Annotated in this window: 11 protein-coding genes; 7 read left to right on the top strand and 4 right to left on the bottom strand. The window is 70.2% G+C overall.

Annotated features, from left to right (window positions below):
• Positions 1-56 precede the first annotated feature (56 nt).
• The 4 genes from ABZX11_RS33640 to ABZX11_RS33655 all read right to left on the bottom strand — a co-directional run bounded on the left by ABZX11_RS33640 (position 57) and on the right by ABZX11_RS33655 (position 4,781).
• Positions 57-1,499, bottom strand: a complete 1,443-nt coding sequence (locus tag ABZX11_RS33640; RefSeq protein ID WP_217709547.1) for an arabinofuranosidase catalytic domain-containing protein — start codon at positions 1,497-1,499, stop codon at positions 57-59.
• A 27-nt stretch (positions 1,500-1,526) separates the two neighbouring features.
• Positions 1,527-2,558: a LacI family DNA-binding transcriptional regulator gene (locus ABZX11_RS33645; RefSeq protein ID WP_354920664.1), complete on the bottom strand. Its 1,032-nt coding sequence runs from the start codon at positions 2,556-2,558 to the stop codon at positions 1,527-1,529.
• Positions 2,559-2,562: 4 nt separating this feature from the next.
• Positions 2,563-3,924: an RICIN domain-containing protein gene (locus tag ABZX11_RS33650; protein ID WP_354920667.1), complete on the bottom strand. Its 1,362-nt coding sequence runs from the start codon at positions 3,922-3,924 to the stop codon at positions 2,563-2,565.
• A gap of 113 nt (positions 3,925-4,037) precedes the next feature.
• Positions 4,038-4,781, bottom strand: coding sequence for an FCD domain-containing protein (locus tag ABZX11_RS33655; RefSeq protein WP_354920670.1), 744 nt, complete (start codon positions 4,779-4,781; stop codon positions 4,038-4,040).
• A gap of 389 nt (positions 4,782-5,170) precedes the next feature.
• On the opposite strand from ABZX11_RS33655, the gene ABZX11_RS33660 reads away from it, so the two are divergent.
• From ABZX11_RS33660 to ABZX11_RS33690, 7 genes are all read left to right on the top strand, one after another.
• On the top strand, positions 5,171-7,525 hold the full coding sequence (locus tag ABZX11_RS33660) for a ricin-type beta-trefoil lectin domain protein (RefSeq protein WP_354920673.1): 2,355 nt from the start codon (positions 5,171-5,173) through the stop codon (positions 7,523-7,525).
• Between the two features lie 19 nt (positions 7,526-7,544).
• A complete protein-coding gene (locus tag ABZX11_RS33665) occupies positions 7,545-9,020 on the top strand; it encodes an arabinofuranosidase catalytic domain-containing protein (RefSeq protein WP_354920676.1) in 1,476 nt (491 codons plus the stop codon).
• Between the two features lie 11 nt (positions 9,021-9,031).
• Positions 9,032-11,002: an alpha-L-fucosidase gene (locus ABZX11_RS33670; protein WP_354920679.1), complete on the top strand. Its 1,971-nt coding sequence runs from the start codon at positions 9,032-9,034 to the stop codon at positions 11,000-11,002.
• 23 nt (positions 11,003-11,025) lie between these two features.
• Positions 11,026-12,111: a ricin-type beta-trefoil lectin domain protein gene (locus ABZX11_RS33675; protein ID WP_354920682.1), complete on the top strand. Its 1,086-nt coding sequence runs from the start codon at positions 11,026-11,028 to the stop codon at positions 12,109-12,111.
• A 155-nt stretch (positions 12,112-12,266) separates the two neighbouring features.
• Complete coding sequence (locus ABZX11_RS33680; RefSeq protein ID WP_254896702.1) at positions 12,267-13,013, top strand: glycoside hydrolase; 747 nt, start codon at positions 12,267-12,269, stop codon at positions 13,011-13,013.
• Between the two features lie 67 nt (positions 13,014-13,080).
• Complete coding sequence (locus tag ABZX11_RS33685; RefSeq protein WP_354920685.1) at positions 13,081-14,082, top strand: cellulose binding domain-containing protein; 1,002 nt, start codon at positions 13,081-13,083, stop codon at positions 14,080-14,082.
• Between the two features lie 36 nt (positions 14,083-14,118).
• On the top strand, positions 14,119-15,516 hold the full coding sequence (locus ABZX11_RS33690) for an endo-1,4-beta-xylanase (protein WP_176170207.1): 1,398 nt from the start codon (positions 14,119-14,121) through the stop codon (positions 15,514-15,516).
• Positions 15,517-15,531 lie beyond the last annotated feature (15 nt).

Genomic DNA, 15,531 nt, shown 5'->3' on the forward strand with positions numbered 1-15,531 from the left:
GGGCTTTCCCCGCGGCACCCCGCGAGGAAAGCCCCTTCCCGTCCGCTCCGGCGGGCTCAGCGATACCCGGCAGCAACCACGTTCGCCTGCACCGCGTTCTCCGTCGCGTCCGAGGGATATCCCGCGACCATCGCACCCTCGTAGAACGTCCCCGCGCTCAGGTTCGCCCCACCACCGGGCTTGCAGCAGTCCCCGCCACTGCCCAGAATGATCGCACCCTGCTTCTTCATCGGGCTGTACCCGCTGGGCAGCCCCCCATCCCACATGGTCGTGAGACTCCCCGACTGGGCGTTGCTCCCCTTGAGCGCAAACCGCGAAGTGCCGTTGTTCTTCAGCATCGCCGTGACGAACTTGCTCGGCAGAGCCCGCTGGTTCGGATTCCACTGCTGGCTACCACCCGGGTAGAGCCCCCACTCGAGGTCGGCCTGCACCCAAGGCCCCCCACCGGAACACCCGCCGAACCAGCACTCGGTCCCGAAGTTGATCGCGTCCATGGCACCGGCCGCATCGGCTTTCCGAGTCGTCTCGCTGTTCCCGTAGTCGAAGCAACAGCCGCTGTTGACGTGCGTCCCGCTGGTCACCATGTACATCCCCTCGGGCGCACTCCCGGTCGGAACCCCGGTCAGGTGCCCATCCCGCCAATAGCTGTTACCAGGGTTGATGTACAGCGAATACGCCTTCGACCCGCCAACGGTGAGCGACTCCGAAGCAGCCTTCGCCGGGCTGCTCTGGCTGGACCCCGGAACCACGGTGGATCCCTGGTACCACAGGTCGTTCCCCCGCCCGGACTGGTCGTAGACCACCGTGACGACACACGAAGTACCGGCACAGAACGAATCCTGAGCAGCAGCATCGGCGGAGCCGCCGGCTTTCAGCACCCCGATGTTCCGGCTCGTGTTGTCGGACGACCGCCGAACCTGGTACAGGCTGCCCGCATAGGAACCGTAAAGTGCCCGCACCATGCTGTGCGCCGCAACGCACGGCGTCCCACCGGAGGCGTAGATGTCGCACGGCGCCGTCCCGGTCGGGGGTGGCGGCGTCGACCCACTACTCCATTGCTGATTGCCCTGACCGTTGCAGGTCCACAGCTCGACCGCGGTACCGTTGGCCGTCCCGGCGCCCGTCACGTCGAGGCACAGTCCCGATTGGACACCGGTGATCGTCCCATCGCCGTTCTGTCGCCACTGCTGGTTGGCCTGACCGTTGCAGGACCAGATGATCACGGCAGTCCCCGGCGCGGTCCGCCCACCGTAGGCGTCCACGCACCGGGTACCGTTCAACGTCCGAAGCTCGCCCGCCGAGGTGAACTCGTACGCCTGCCCGGCCTGGCCGGAGCAGTCCTGGATCTCCAACGCCGTCCCCGGCGCATCGGTGCCACCCTTGACGTTCAAGCAGCGGCCGGAAGCCGCGCTCACCAGCGGAGCGGACGCGGCCGCAGCCGGCACCGCCCCGGCCACGACCGCCGCCAGCATCGCGGCCACCACGACGAACACACGCACGATTCCTCCTCGGTTCTCGGGTGGGCATCAGGCCGACTTCCGCGGCACCAGCTCGGTGTCGAGCACCGTGCTGCGGCGCGGAGCCGCGCCGTCGATCATCGCCAGCAGCTCGGCGGTCATCCGCGCGCCCATCTCCTCGATCGGCTGGCGCACGGTGGTCAGCGGCGGGTCAGTCCAGCAGCTGATCGGCAGGTCGTCGAACCCGACGAGCGCGACGTCCTCGGGCACCCGCCGCCCCGCGCGGCGCAGCGCGCGCAGCGCCCCGACCGCCATCATGTCGGAGGCGGCGAAGATCCCGTCGACGTCCGGGCGGCGGCTCAGCAGCCGGGACGCGGCGTACTCGCCGGACGCCTGCCCGAAGTCACCGCACACGACCAGGCTCTCGTCGTACCGGCCCGCCCGTGTCATCGCCTGCCGGTAGCCGAGCAGCCGGTCGGCGCCCGCGGTCATGTCCTGCGGCCCGGCGACGGTCGCCACGACCTGGCGGCCGCCGTCGAGCAGCCGCTGGGTCGCCAGCCGGGCGCCGCCCTGGTTGTCGGCGTCCACGTACGGCAGCCGGCCCGTCCGGCCCGCCTGGCCCGGCCGCCCGCCGAACACCACCGGGATGCCGAGCCAGTCGAGGTCGAGCGGGCGGCGGCCGTGCATGCCGACGACGAGAGCGCCGTCGACGTGCCCGCCGTCGAGGTACCGGACCACCGGCGACTGGTAGTCGTCGGTGGCCGGCACGGTGAGCAGCACCAGCTGCACCCCCACCGCGGCCAGCTCCCGGCCCACACCCGCGGCGATCCGCGGGAAGTACGGGTCGGTGAACAGCCGCGGCACCTCCTCGCACACCACCAGGGCGATCGAGCCGGTGTGCCGCGCGCTGCTCGCCTTCGCCGCCCGCTGCCGGGCGTAGCCCAGCGACAGCATCGCGGACTCCACTTGCTTGCGCCGTTCCGGGCTGACCCGCGGGAAGCCGTTCAGCACCCGGGACGCCGTGGCGATCGAGACCCCGGCCTCCCGCGCCACGTCGGCCAGGGTGGGCCTCAGCCCCGGCGACGGCTCGACGACGGTCATCGGCTCAGGCACGCTGGAGCTGGAACCGCTGGTTGGGGTTCCCGGTGAACGTCCACTGGGAGATCCGCGCGCCGTCGGCGGTCGACACTCCCCAGACGTCCAGCGCCAGCCCGCTCAACCGGTTCACCAGGCTGATCGCGCCGCTGCCCTGGTCGACGACCCGCCACTGCTGCGCGGTGGCGTTGGTGTCGGCCTGCTGGCCGATGTCCGCCCCGCTGTTGGCGTTGGCGGCCTGGAGCACCAGCCCGCTGTGCCGCGCCCGGACGCGGTAGTAGCCGTCACCGGAGTCGACGAAGTCGAACTGCTGGCTGAGCCCGCCGTTGGCCGACTCCTGCTCGATGAGCGCACCGGCCGCCGTCGAGGCGCCGGTGATCCCGACGACCTTGTTGCTGTGCTGGGCGGTCAGCCGGTAGTTCACGCCGGTCTGGACCGGCGGCGTGGGCGGCGTGCCGGTGCCGAACTGGGTGATGAACTTCCACACCTCACCGGAGGTCCAGGTCTGCCACCCGCTGCCGCCGCCGTCCTTCGGCCCCGGGTCGTGCCCGCCGTCGAAGGCGCCCCAGACGACCGGGTACCCGGCCCGGCAGCCGGAGTAGGCGGTGACGATGTGGGTCCGGCTGCCGCTGGCCGGCTCCGGCGGGTTCTGCGGCGTGCAGCCGTTGTTGCGCACGAACTGGTCGCGCAGCGCGCGTCCGGACGAGATCGGCAGGACGTTGTCGGCGATGCCGTGCATGCCGATGTAGGCGACCGGCTGGGTGCCGCCGTTGCAGCCGCTGAGGTTCGCGCCGGAGTAGACGGCCACCGCGCGGAACACCGTGGGGCGGGCGCAGGCGAGGGCGTAGCTCATGGCGCCGCCGTAGCTGAAGCCACCGGCGAACACTTGCGTGGTGTCGACGCACAGGCCGGCCTCGAGCTCGCGCAGCAGGTCGTCGATGAAGGTGACGTCCTGGCCGTTCGGGTTGGCCCAGCCGTTGCCGTTGCCCTGGGGCGCCACGAAGATCGTGTTGTTGCCGGAGCTGTCGGCCAGCCGGCGCAGCCCGTAGTAGGACCAGTTGTAGCCGTCGGTCCCGCCCGAGTCGACGTCGTTCATCGTGCCGCCCCGCCAGTGGAGGCCGACGAACAGGCGGTAGGAGTGGTTGTTGTCGTAGTTGGCGGGCACCCGCAGGATGTAGCTGCGGTTCTGGCCGCCGCTGGAGATCGTGTGGTTGCCGCTGGCCAGGCCCGGTGCCTTCCCGCAGCCCGCGGTGCCGGCGGCCGCGGCGGCCGGCGCCTGCACCTCGGCCGGGGCGGCCTGCGCGGTGCCACTCACCCCCAGCGCCAGCACGGCTCCGATCACGGCGGAGGCGAACAGGGATCTCTTCACCATCAAACGGCTCCCTCTGCTTGTAAACAGCACTGTCTACGGACGTCGTCGTCCTCCCGGGCCGGGGGAGCTCCCGGGAGCGTAAGGGTCCACAATGGAACGTCCGGCGGACGTGGTCACCGGCCGAAGAGCCGGCGCTGGATCTCCCGCCGGTAGTCCTCCAGCGTGTTGTCCAGGTGCACGCCGGTGGCGTGCGCCGCGGCGTCCGGGTCACCGGCCCGGATCGCCTGGTAGATCGCGGCGTGCTCCTCGATCGCGCCCGCCGCGTGCCCGCCGATCGCACCGGACATCCCGATGATGTTCGACTGGCGTTGCAGGCGGCGGGACTCGCCGATGGCCGCCACGAGGAACTGGTTGTGCGACGCGGCGGCGATCCCGGCGTGGAAGTCGTCGTCGCCCCGGTCGAACAGCACGATCTGCCCGGTCAGGTGGCCGTGCCGGCAGGTCTCGGCGGCGGCCTCGATCGCGCGCAGTTCCGCGGGGGTGGCGTTGGCCGCGGCCAGGCGGCTGGCCGCCGTCTCCTGGATCCGGCGGAATTCGAAGAGCATGTAGACGTGGTCGAGATCGGCGGGCAGGAAGAAGCCGCCCCACCGGGAACCGCCCAGCATGCCCTCGTCGTCGGAGACATACAGCCCACGTCCTTTGTGCGCTCGCACCCGGCCGATGGCCGAGAGGATCTTGACGGCCTCCCGCACCATGGTCCGGCTGGTGCCCATCCGCGCCGCCAGCTCGTTTTCGGTCGGCATCCGGTCGCCGGGCCGCAGTTCCAGTTCGGCGATCAGCCGGAGGATCTGCTCCGCCACGACTTCGTAGCCGGGGCGGTACGGGACTGGCGGTGCTACTTCCTCGTCACGGGTCACGCAATGAGTATGACTCAGCAGGCCCGGGCAGCACCTTACCTCGCTGACCCGCCACCCGGTCAATCTTTGTCAGGCCAACCTGTAAGTTACAGCCCCCGTGCGCGAAGGGACGACGGTCCGGAGCAATGGTCCTGCTCGCAGCTTGACGCCGGGCAGGCACGCTGTTCTCATGGATCTCCGACGCACCAACGGAAAGCTGCCGGACGGCCTCGAAAGTTTCGAAGCGCGCCCGGCACCCGCCCGCCTCGGATGAGTCGTACACATCCTGCCCGGTCCACCGCCGGACCGAGCCGCCCGGCACCGCGCCGCGGCCGGCCGGGCGCCGGTACCAGTACACAGTGGACGGTCCGGCGCGCCCGATCGCCGCCGTCACGGAGAGGTCCCCGCCCATGCCGCCGCGCAGCACCGCCGCCGCGCTCGTCACCGCCCTCGTGGTGACCGCGTTCGTCACCCCGTCCGCGCACGCCGCGACGGTCACCATCTCCGTCGCCCCGGACGGTGACGACTCGAACCCCGGCACGTCCGCACAGCCGGTCGCCACCCCGGCGAAGGCCCAGCAGCTGGCCCGCGCCCAGTCGGCGGGCGGCGACGTCGTCGTGCAGCTGGCCGGCGGCACCTACCGGCTGTCCGCGCCGCTCCGGTTCACCAGCGCCGACTCCGGGCAGAACGGCCACACCGTCACCTGGCAGGCCGCGCCCGGCCAGAAGCCGGTCCTCTCCGGCGGCAGCCAGGTCACCGGCTGGTCGGTGCAGGACGCCGGCCAGAACATCTGGGTCGCGCCGGTGCCGGTGGGCGCCGACTCGCGGCAGCTGTTCGTCGACGGCGCGCTCGCCCCGCGCGCGGGGATCACCCTCTCCCGCAACGACGTGCAGTTCACCACGTCCGGGATGACCATCACCAACTCCGCGCTGAACTACCTGGCCACGCTACCGCAGCAGAACCGGATCGAGGTGGAGAGCCAGAACTCCTTCACCGACCGGTACTCCCCCGTCGACCGCATCAGCGGCACCTCGATCGTCATGCAGCAACCGGCGTGGAACAACAACAACTGGGGCTACGACACCCTCGCCAAGCCGTTCGGCGGCGGGCAGCTGTTCCTGGAGAACTCCTACTCGTTCCTGAAGAACACCGGCCAGTGGTACCTCGACCCGCAGGCCGGGAAGCTGTACTACAAGGCACCCTCCGGCTGGGTGCCGGGCAGCCACGACGTCGAGCTCCCGCGGCTGACTTCGCTGCTGCAGGTCGGCGGCACCTACGACAGCCCGGTGCGCGACATCTCCTTCAAGGGGCTGAACTTCGAGCACACCACCTGGCTCACGCCCAGCACGTCGGTCGGGTACGCGAACCAGCAGACCGGCACGTTCCTCGCGGCCGCCGCGTCGATGCCGTCCGACTTCCTGACCTCCTGCCAGTCGGGCTGCCGCCAGTTCGAAGGCGCCCGCAACAGCTGGGCGCAGGCGCCGGCCGCCGTCCAGATCTCGGCCGCCAGCGGGATCACCCTAAGCGGCAACACCTTCACCCACCTCGGCCAGGTGGCGCTGGGCATCGGCAACGACGCGAACGCACACGCCTCGGGCGTCGGGCTGGGCGCGTCGTCGATCACCGTGGACCACAACACGTTCACCGAGGTCTCCGGGGGCGGCGTCATCGTCGGCGGCGTGCGCCCGGACGCCCACCACCCGTCGAACACCGCCATGACGAACCGGGACGTCACCATCTCGTACAACACGGTCAACCGGGTCGCCCTGGACTACCGCGAGATGGCCGGCATCCTCTCCACCTACGCGACGCACACCGTCATCACGCACAACGACGTCTCGAACCTCACCTACGACGGCATCGATGTCGGCTGGGGCTGGGGCGCGAACGACCAGGGCGGCAGCCAGGACTACCGCAACCGCGGCCTGTACGACTACCAGCCCGTCTACTCGACGCCGACCACGCTGCGGGACACCGTCGTCAGCTACAACCGGGTGCACGGCACGAAGAAGCTCATGCACGACGGCGGCAGCATCTACAACCTCTCCGCCAACCCGGGCAGCTCGATCGACCACAACTACATCTACGACAACAACCGCACGGTCGGGCTGTACCTCGACGAGGGCTCCCGGTACGTGACGCTGTCGGCCAACGTGATCCAGGACTCCGGGGTCTGGGCCTTCACCAACGCCAACGGCAGCAACAACACCAACGACAGCACCTTCAGCGGCAACTGGTACAACGGCGGCGCGACGCAGGTGGCCACCGGCTCGCCGCACAACAACGTGCTGACGGGGAACGTGCAGGTCAGCGGCACGAACTGGCCGTCGGGCGCCCAGCAGGTGATCGCCGCCGCCGGTACCGGCGGGAGCACCACCCCGGCGGCCGGCCCGGTCCGTGCCCTCGGCAAGTGCCTGGACGTCAACGGCGTCTCGACCACCCCCGGCGCCGCGGTCCAGCTCTGGGACTGCAACGGCGGGACCAACCAGGCCTGGGCCCGGACCGGCGCCGGTGAGCTGACCGTCTACACCGGCACGCGGTGCCTCGACGCCAGCGGCCAGGGCACCAGCCCCGGCACCAAGGTCGTCATCTGGAACTGCAACGGCCAGGCCAACCAGCAGTGGCAGGTCACCGCGAGCGGCGCGATCACCGGGGTCCAGTCCGGGCTGTGCCTCGACGTGACCGGCTCCTCGACCGCGAACGGCACGCTGATCCAGCTGGCCACCTGCACCGGCGCCACCAACCAGAAGTGGACTCTCGGCTGACGGACGAAGGAGTTCGGCCATGGTCTTCCGCAAGCGCTCGTTGCTCAGAACCGTCCAGGCCGTCGTGGCGGCCGCCGTGCTGGCCACCGGAGCGGTGGCCGCCACCGGCACCACGGCCCAGGCGGCCACCCAGGAGGCGTGCGACCTCTACGCCGCAGGCGGCACGCCGTGCGTCACGGCGCACAGCACCACCCGCGCCCTGTTCGGGGCCTACAACGGCCCGCTTTACCAGCTCCAGCGGGCCTCCGACCAGCGGTACCTCGACATCGGCCTGCTGGCCGCCGGCGGGGTCGCCGACTCGGCCCCGCAGGTCTCCTTCTGCGCCGGCACCAAGTGCACGGTCACGAAGATCTACGACCAGACGGCCAACCACAACGACCTGCCGATCTCGTGGGGCGGGTTCTGGAAGGGCCCCGGCCCGAACGGCTCGGACATCGGCGCGGACGCGATGGCGCTGCCGGTGACCGTGGGCGGGCACCCGGTGTACGGGATCAAGGTCACCCAGGGCGTCGGCTACCGGATCGACAACGCGAGGAACGTGCCGGTCGGGGCGCAGCCGGAGGGGATCTACATGATCACCTCGTCGAACTACGTCAACCAGTGGTGCTGCTTCGACTACGGCAGCGGCGAGATCTCCCACAACGACACGGGCAACGCCACCATGAACGCCATCTACTGGGGCACCGCCTGCTGGTTCAACGGCTGCACCGGAACCGGCCCGTGGGTGGAGGCCGACCTCGAGAACGGCATGTACCACACCGGAACCGGCTCGAACAAGGATCCGAACAACCCCGGCGTGCACCACCCGTTCGTCAGCGCGTGGGAGAAGAACAACGGCACCGGCAACTTCACCCTGAAGTACGGCGACGCCACCACCGGCGGCCTCACCACGCCGTACTCCGGCGGGCTGCCGCGCGGCTACGCGCCGATGAAGCTGGAGCCGTCGATCCTGCTGGGCACCGGCGGCGACAACAGCAACTCCGGCGTCGGCGAGTTCTTCGAAGGCGCCGTGACCAGCGGCTTCCCGACGGACGCCACGGAGAACGCGGTGCAGGCCAGCGTCACCGCGGCCGGCTACGCCAGCGGCGGCGGTTCGACGAACACCGGCGCGGTGCACGCGGTGGGCGCGAACAAGTGCCTCGACGTCAACGGCATCAGCACCACCCCCGGGACCGCGGTCCAGATCTGGGACTGCAACGGCGGCACCAACCAGACCTGGACCCGCGGCGGCTCGGGTGAGCTCACGGTCTACGACGGCGGCAACATCCGGTGCCTCGACGCCAACGCCCGGGGCACCACACCCGGCACCAAGATCATCATCTGGAACTGCAACGGGCAGAACAACCAGCAGTGGACGTTCAACACCAACGGGACGGTCACCGGTGTCCAGTCCGGGCTGTGCCTCGACGTCGCCGGCTCCGGCACCGCGAACGGCACCGCGGTGCAGCTGGCCACCTGCACCGGCGCGAACAACCAGAAGTGGTCCCTGAGCTGAAAGGTCACCGGATGTCTTCGTTCGAGCTGTCGCGGCGCCGGCTGATCGTGGTGGCCGGGGCCGCCGCGGCCGCCGGCCTGGTCCGCGTCCCCGCCGGGTGGGCGACCCAGGGACCCAGCAGCTACACGCCGAGCTGGGCGTCGGTCGACCAGCACCCACCCGCGCCGGAGTGGTTCCAGGACGCCAAGTTCGGCATCTACTACCACTGGGGCGTGTTCAGCGTCCCGGCGTACGGCAACGAGTGGTACCCGCGGAACATGTACATCGACGGGTCCAACGAGAACAACCACCACAAGCAGGTGTTCGGCGACCCGTCGGCGTGGCCGTACCAGAACTTCATCAACGGCGCCCGCGACAAGGCGGGCAACTGGGTGCAGTTCGCGCCGAAACTCAAGTCGGCGGGCGGGAACTTCGACCCGGCGGAGTGGGCGCAGCTCTTCGCCGACGCCGGTGCGAAGTTCGCCGGCCCGGTCGCCGAGCACCACGACGGCTACTCGATGTGGAACAGCAGCGCCAACGAGTGGAACTCGGTCAAGACCGGGCCCAAGCTCGACCTGCTCCGGCTGCACGCGGACGCCATCCGCGCCAAAGGCCTCAGGCTGCTGGCGGCCCTGCACCACGCGTACCACTTCACCGGGTACTACGACCACGTGCCGGCCCAGTCGACCGATTCGCTGCGCCGGCTCTTCGGCCAGAACGGCCGGACGGCGGAGAACCAGCTCTGGTTCGACAAGCTCCGGGAGGTCGTCGACGGCTACCAGCCCGACCTGGTCTACCAGGACTTCAACCTGACCCAGGTCGACGAGACCCAGCGGCTGAACTTCCTCTCGCACTACTACAACCAGGCGGTGGCGTGGAACAAGGACGTCGTCGCCACCTACAAGGACGGGTTCGACAACCGCGGTGAGGTCTTCGACTTCGAACGCGGCGGGCCGGGCGACCTGCTGAGCCCGTACTGGATGACCGACGACAGCATCTCCAGCTCCAGCTGGTGCTACACCACCGGCATCGGCTACTACTCGATGAAGGCCATCCTGCACTCCCTGCTCGACCGGGTCAGCAAGAACGGCACCATGCTGCTGAACATCGCGCCGATGGCCGACGGCACCATCCCCTCCGGCCAGCGCACGATCCTGCTCGGCATCGGCGACTACCTCAAGCGGTTCGGCGAGTCCGTCTACGGCACCCGCGCGTGGGCGGTGTACGGCGAGGGGCCGACGAAGATGGGCGGCGGCTCGTTCACCACCCCGGTGGAGGGGACGAAGACCGACGTCCGGTTCACCCGCAGCAAGGACGGCACGGTGCTGTACGCGACCGTGCTGGGCTGGCCGGGCAGCACCTTGCCGATCACCACGCTGGGCTCGAACCGGATCAACCTCGGCACGCTGCTGTCGGCCCAGTTGCTCGGCCCGAACGGCACCCCCACCACCCTGCCCGCTCCCGTGCAGGACGCCTCCGCGCTGCGCGTCGCGCTCCCGTCGGCCACCCCGCCGTTCGACGCGCCCGCGTACGTGGTGAAGCTGACGTTCTCCGGCCCGGTCCCGACGCCCGGCTCCGGTCCCCTGCCGACCGGCTGGGCCAGGATCGCCAACGGCAGCACCGGCCTGGTGCTGGACAGCGGCGGCAACGTCGCCGCCGGGTCGCCGCTCAAGCAGTGGAACTGGGACGGCAGCACGAACCTGCAGTGGCAGCTGACCGACGCCGGCGGCGGGTACGTCCGGATCGTCAACCGCACCAACGGGCTGGTCGCCGACAGCAGGGGCAACACGGCCAACGGCGCCACCTGCGCACAGACGGCGTGGACCGGCGCCACCAGCCAACAGTGGAAGCTGACGAGCCTGGGCAACGGCCGGTACCAGATCGTCAACCGGGCCACCGGCACCGCGCTCGACGGCATGGGCAACACCGCGGCCGGTTCGAGCGTGGGCCTGTGGACGCCGAACAGCAGCACCAACAACCAGTGGACCATCACCGCCGTCTGACGGCGGATCATCGAGGAGAAGAGATGCGCACACGGCTCGGGTGGCTCGCCGCCGCCGCGGCGGTACTGGCCGGCACCCTGCTGCCGGGCACCGCCGCCGCCGAATCGAACGGTGGGGTACGGGTGATGCCCCTCGGCGATTCCATCACCGAAGGCACCCAGGTGCCCGGCGGGTACCGGATCGGGCTCTGGCAGCGGGTCACCGCGGGCGGGTACCAGGTGGACTTCGTCGGCTCGCAGTTTAACGGGCCGGCGTCCCTCGGCGACCACGACCACGAGGGCCACCCGGGCTGGCGCATCGACCAGATCGACGCGAACATCGTGTCCTGGCTGCGCACCAGCACCCCGCACACGGTCCTGCTGCACATCGGCACCAACGACGTCCTGCAGAACTACAACGTCGGCGGCGCGCCGACCCGCCTCTCCGGCCTGATCGACCACATCACCGCGACGGCACCGGACGCCGAGGTGTTCGTGGCGACGATCATCCCGATCGCCAACAGCGGCCAGGAGGCGGCGGCCCGCACCTTCAACGCCGCCATCCCCGGGATCGTGCAGGGCAAGCAGAACGCCGGCAAGCACGTGCACCTGGTGAACATGCACGACGCGCTGACCACCGCCGACCTGATCGACGGCGTCCACCCCACGGCAGGCGGCTACGACAAGATGGCCGCGGTCTGGTACGCGGCGCTGCAGACGGTCCCGGGCAGCATCGGCACCCCAGGGCAGACCTCGGCCCGGCAGCTCGTCGGCACGCAGTCGGGCCGCTGCGCCGACGTTCCGAGCACGGCCGACGGCACCGCGGTGCAGCTGGCGGACTGCGCCGGAGCGCCGTGGACGCCCAGCGGCAAGCAGCTGACCACCGCGGGGAACAAGTGCCTCGACGCCTCCGGGCAGGGCACCGCCGACGGCACCCCGGTGATCATCTGGACCTGCTCGGGCCAGGCCAACCAGCAGTGGAACGTCAACGCCGACGGCACGCTCACCGGCGTGCAGTCCGGCAAGTGCGTCGACGCGACCGGGCAGGGCACCACCGCCGGGACCAAGCTGATCCTGTGGACCTGCAACGGGCAGGCGAACCAGAAGTGGACCCTCCGGGCGGCCGCCTGACCGGGAGCGCTCCCAATTCTGCGGCTCGACGACAACGCACTTCGGGAATTGATCACCGCGACCCTCTTTGCACCGGCCCGTCGCTGTGGTTACATCGATACCGCCTCAGATTGAGAGCGCTCCCAGAAAACGCCACAACGACGTGGAGGACACCCATGAAGCTGAGGAACGCCTTGTCCGCGGCACTGCTCGCCGCGGCCGGGCTGGCGGCGCCGGTCGCCGTCGCCCCGGCCGCGCACGCGGACACCCTGATCTGCGACCAGTACGGCTCGACCACCATCGGCGGCCGCTACGTCGTCATGAACAACCGGTGGGGCAGCAGCGCGCAGCAGTGCATCAACGTCACCGGGAGCGGGTTCCGGATCCAGACGCAGCAGGGCTCCACCAGCGGCGGGGCGCCGCTGTCCTACCCGGCCGTCTACCTCGGGTGCCACTACTCGAACTGCTCCCCCGGCTCGCCGCTGCCCCGGCAGCTCAGCCGCATCGGCAGTGCGCCGTCGTCGATCTCCTACACCTACGCCGGCGGCGTCTTCGACGCCTCCTACGACATCTGGCTGGACCCGACGGCGAAGACCAACGGCGTCAACCAGATGGAGATCATGATCTGGTTCAACCGCACCGGCGGCGTGCAGCCGGTGGGCGGCCGGGTCGGCACCACCAGCATCGGCGGCCGTGGCTGGGAAGTGTGGCAGGGCAACAACGGCGGCAACGACGTGGTGTCCTACGTGGCCCAGTCGACCCTGTCGGGCTGGTCGTTCAACGTGCTCGACTTCGTCAACGACGTCGACAACCGCACCCGCGTCGACCGGTCCTGGTACCTCACCAGCATCCAGGCCGGGTTCGAGCCGTGGAGCGGCGGGGTCGGTCTCGCGGTCAACTCGTTCTCCCAGAGCATCAATTAGCACGGCGAAAGTTTCCGAAACCCATCGAAATGTAATTTACACCCGATCCGGTCCCCGAAGGATTCCGATGAAAATCGCGCATTTCCTGATCGGCGTGCTGGCGGCCATCGCCGCCTCGGTGGTCGTCCCCGGGACCGCGGCAGGCGCCGCCGCGGTCCCGGTCATGCCGCTCGGGGACTCGATCACCCAGGGCGGCTCGATCGGCGGCTACCGCCTCGACCTCGGCGCGAAGCTGCGGGCCGACGGGCGCTCGATCGACTTCGTCGGCTCGCTGGCCGACGGGCCGGCGAGCATGCCCGACCGCAATCACGAAGGTCACCCCGGCTGGACCATCGCCCAGATCGACGCGAACGTCACCGGCTGGCTGAACACCTACAAACCCCGCACGATCCTGCTGCACATCGGCACCAACGACATGTACGGCAGCGACCCGGCCGGTGCGCCGCGGCGGCTGTCGGCCCTGGTCGACAAGATCACGAGCCAGTCCCCCGGGACGGACCTGTTCGTCGCCACCATCATCCCGATCAGCTTCGCCGACCAGACCGTCCGCACCTTCAACGCCGCGATCGCCCCGGACATGCGGGCCAAGGCCGCCGCCGGCAAGCGCGTCCACCTGGTCGACATGTACCCCTCGGTGGCCGTCTCGGACCTGCCGGACGGCATCCACCCCAACGCCGCCGGCTACAGCAAGATGGCCACCACCTGGTACAACGCGCTGAAGGCGGTGCCCGGCAGCATCGGCGGCGACGACCCGCAGCCCCCGGCGGGCGGCCCGTGCACCGCGACCCCGCGGATCGTGGGCAGCTGGAACGGCGGCTTCCAGGGCGAGGTGACCGTCACCAACAGCGGCACTGCGGCCTTCACCGGGTGGACCGCGAAGTTCAGCCTGCCCAGCGGCCAGGGCATCACGCAGATCTGGGGCGGCACGGCGACCGGCACCGGCTCGGTGACCGTGCAGAACGTCGCCTACAACGGCGCGCTCGGCGCCGGCGCCTCGACGACCTTCGGCTTCCTCGTGTCCGGACCCGGCGCGGCGAGCCTCGGCGCGGCCACGTGCACCAGCCCGTGACCGCGCACCCGTTCCCCACGAAATGAAGGTGTACACATGAAGATGACATCGCGGTCGTTCTCCCGAGCCGCGGCAGCTTCGGCTTTCCTGGCCACGTCGCTCGGGGTTTCGCTGGTCCTCGCCCACTCGGCGGCCGGCGCGGCCTCCACGCTGGGCGCGGCAGCGGCCCAGAGCGGCCGGTACTTCGGCGCCGCCGTCGCGGCCGGGAAACTCGGCGACTCGACCTACGTGAACATCCTCAACCGGGAGTTCAATATGGTCACTCCCGAAAACGAGATGAAGTGGGACGCCACCGAGCCCAACCGCGGGCAGTTCAACTACAGCGGCGGCGACCGGATCCTCAACCAGGCGGTGAGCACCGGCAAGCGGGTGCGCGGGCACGCGCTGCTGTGGTACCAGCAGGAACCGGGCTGGGCGCAGCGCATGGAGGGTTCCGACCTGCGCTCGGCCATGATGAACCACGTCACCCAGGTCGCCACCCACTACAAGGGCCAGATCTACGCCTGGGACGTCGTCAACGAGGCGTTCGCCGACGGCGGCAGCGGCGGCCGGCGCGACTCGAACCTGCAGCGCACCGGCAACGACTGGATCGAAGCCGCCTTCCGCGCCGCGCGGGCCGCCGACCCGAACGCGAAGCTCTGCTACAACGACTACAACACCGACGGCGTCAACGCCAAGAGCACCGGTGTCTACAACATGGTGAAGGACTTCAAGTCACGCGGCGTCCCGATCGACTGCGTCGGCTTCCAGTCGCACCTGTCCGGCAACCCGCCCGGTGACTACCAGGCCAACCTGCAGCGGTTCGCCGACCTCGGCGTCGAGGTCCAGATCACCGAGCTCGACATCTCCGGCTCCAACCAGGCGAACGCCTACGCCGCGGTGACCCGTGCCTGCGTGGCCGTCGCGCGCTGCGCCGGCATCACCACGTGGGGCATCCGCGACACCGATTCCTGGCGCACCGGCGAGAACCCGCTGCTCTTCGACGGCAACGGCAACAAGAAGGCCGCCTACAACAGCGTCCTCGACGCCCTGAACTCCGCCACCCCGACCACGCCGACCACCCCCACCACCCCGACGACCCCGACCACGCCGACGACTCCCACCACGCCGACCACGCCGACGACCCCGACCACGCCGAACCCGAGCGGCTGCACCGCCTCGGTCACGCTGAACCAGTGGAACGGCGGCTTCGTGGCCAACCTGAAGGTCACCGCCGGATCCACCGCCCTCAACGGCTGGCGGGTGACGACGAACCTGCCCGGCGGCGCGGCCGTGACCAACGGCTGGAGCGCCACCAACAGCGGCACCACCGGCAGCGTCACCTGGTCCAACGTGTCCTACAACGGCAGCGTCGCGGCCGGGCAGTCGACCGAGTTCGGCTTCCAGGGCACCGGCAGCGCCGACGGCATCACGGCGACCTGCGCCGCGAGCTGACCCGCTCCCCCGACG

Origin of the sequence: Amycolatopsis sp. NPDC004169, from assembly GCF_040610315.1 — a bacterium.
Lineage (GTDB): Bacteria > Actinomycetota > Actinomycetes > Mycobacteriales > Pseudonocardiaceae > Amycolatopsis.

Excerpts from the sequence above, each read along its gene's own strand:
- ABZX11_RS33645 (WP_354920664.1), bottom strand. The coding sequence starts at position 2,558 with ATGACCGTCGTCGAGCCGTCGCCGGGGCTGAGGCCCACCCTGGCCGAC.
- ABZX11_RS33675 (WP_354920682.1), top strand. The coding sequence starts at position 11,026 with ATGCGCACACGGCTCGGGTGGCTCGCCGCCGCCGCGGCGGTACTGGCC.
- ABZX11_RS33680 (WP_254896702.1), top strand. The coding sequence starts at position 12,267 with ATGAAGCTGAGGAACGCCTTGTCCGCGGCACTGCTCGCCGCGGCCGGG.
- ABZX11_RS33670 (WP_354920679.1), top strand. The coding sequence starts at position 9,032 with ATGTCTTCGTTCGAGCTGTCGCGGCGCCGGCTGATCGTGGTGGCCGGG.
- ABZX11_RS33660 (WP_354920673.1), top strand. The coding sequence starts at position 5,171 with ATGCCGCCGCGCAGCACCGCCGCCGCGCTCGTCACCGCCCTCGTGGTG.
- ABZX11_RS33665 (WP_354920676.1), top strand. The coding sequence starts at position 7,545 with ATGGTCTTCCGCAAGCGCTCGTTGCTCAGAACCGTCCAGGCCGTCGTG.
- ABZX11_RS33650 (WP_354920667.1), bottom strand. The coding sequence starts at position 3,924 with ATGGTGAAGAGATCCCTGTTCGCCTCCGCCGTGATCGGAGCCGTGCTG.
- ABZX11_RS33685 (WP_354920685.1), top strand. The coding sequence starts at position 13,081 with ATGAAAATCGCGCATTTCCTGATCGGCGTGCTGGCGGCCATCGCCGCC.
- ABZX11_RS33690 (WP_176170207.1), top strand. The coding sequence starts at position 14,119 with ATGAAGATGACATCGCGGTCGTTCTCCCGAGCCGCGGCAGCTTCGGCT.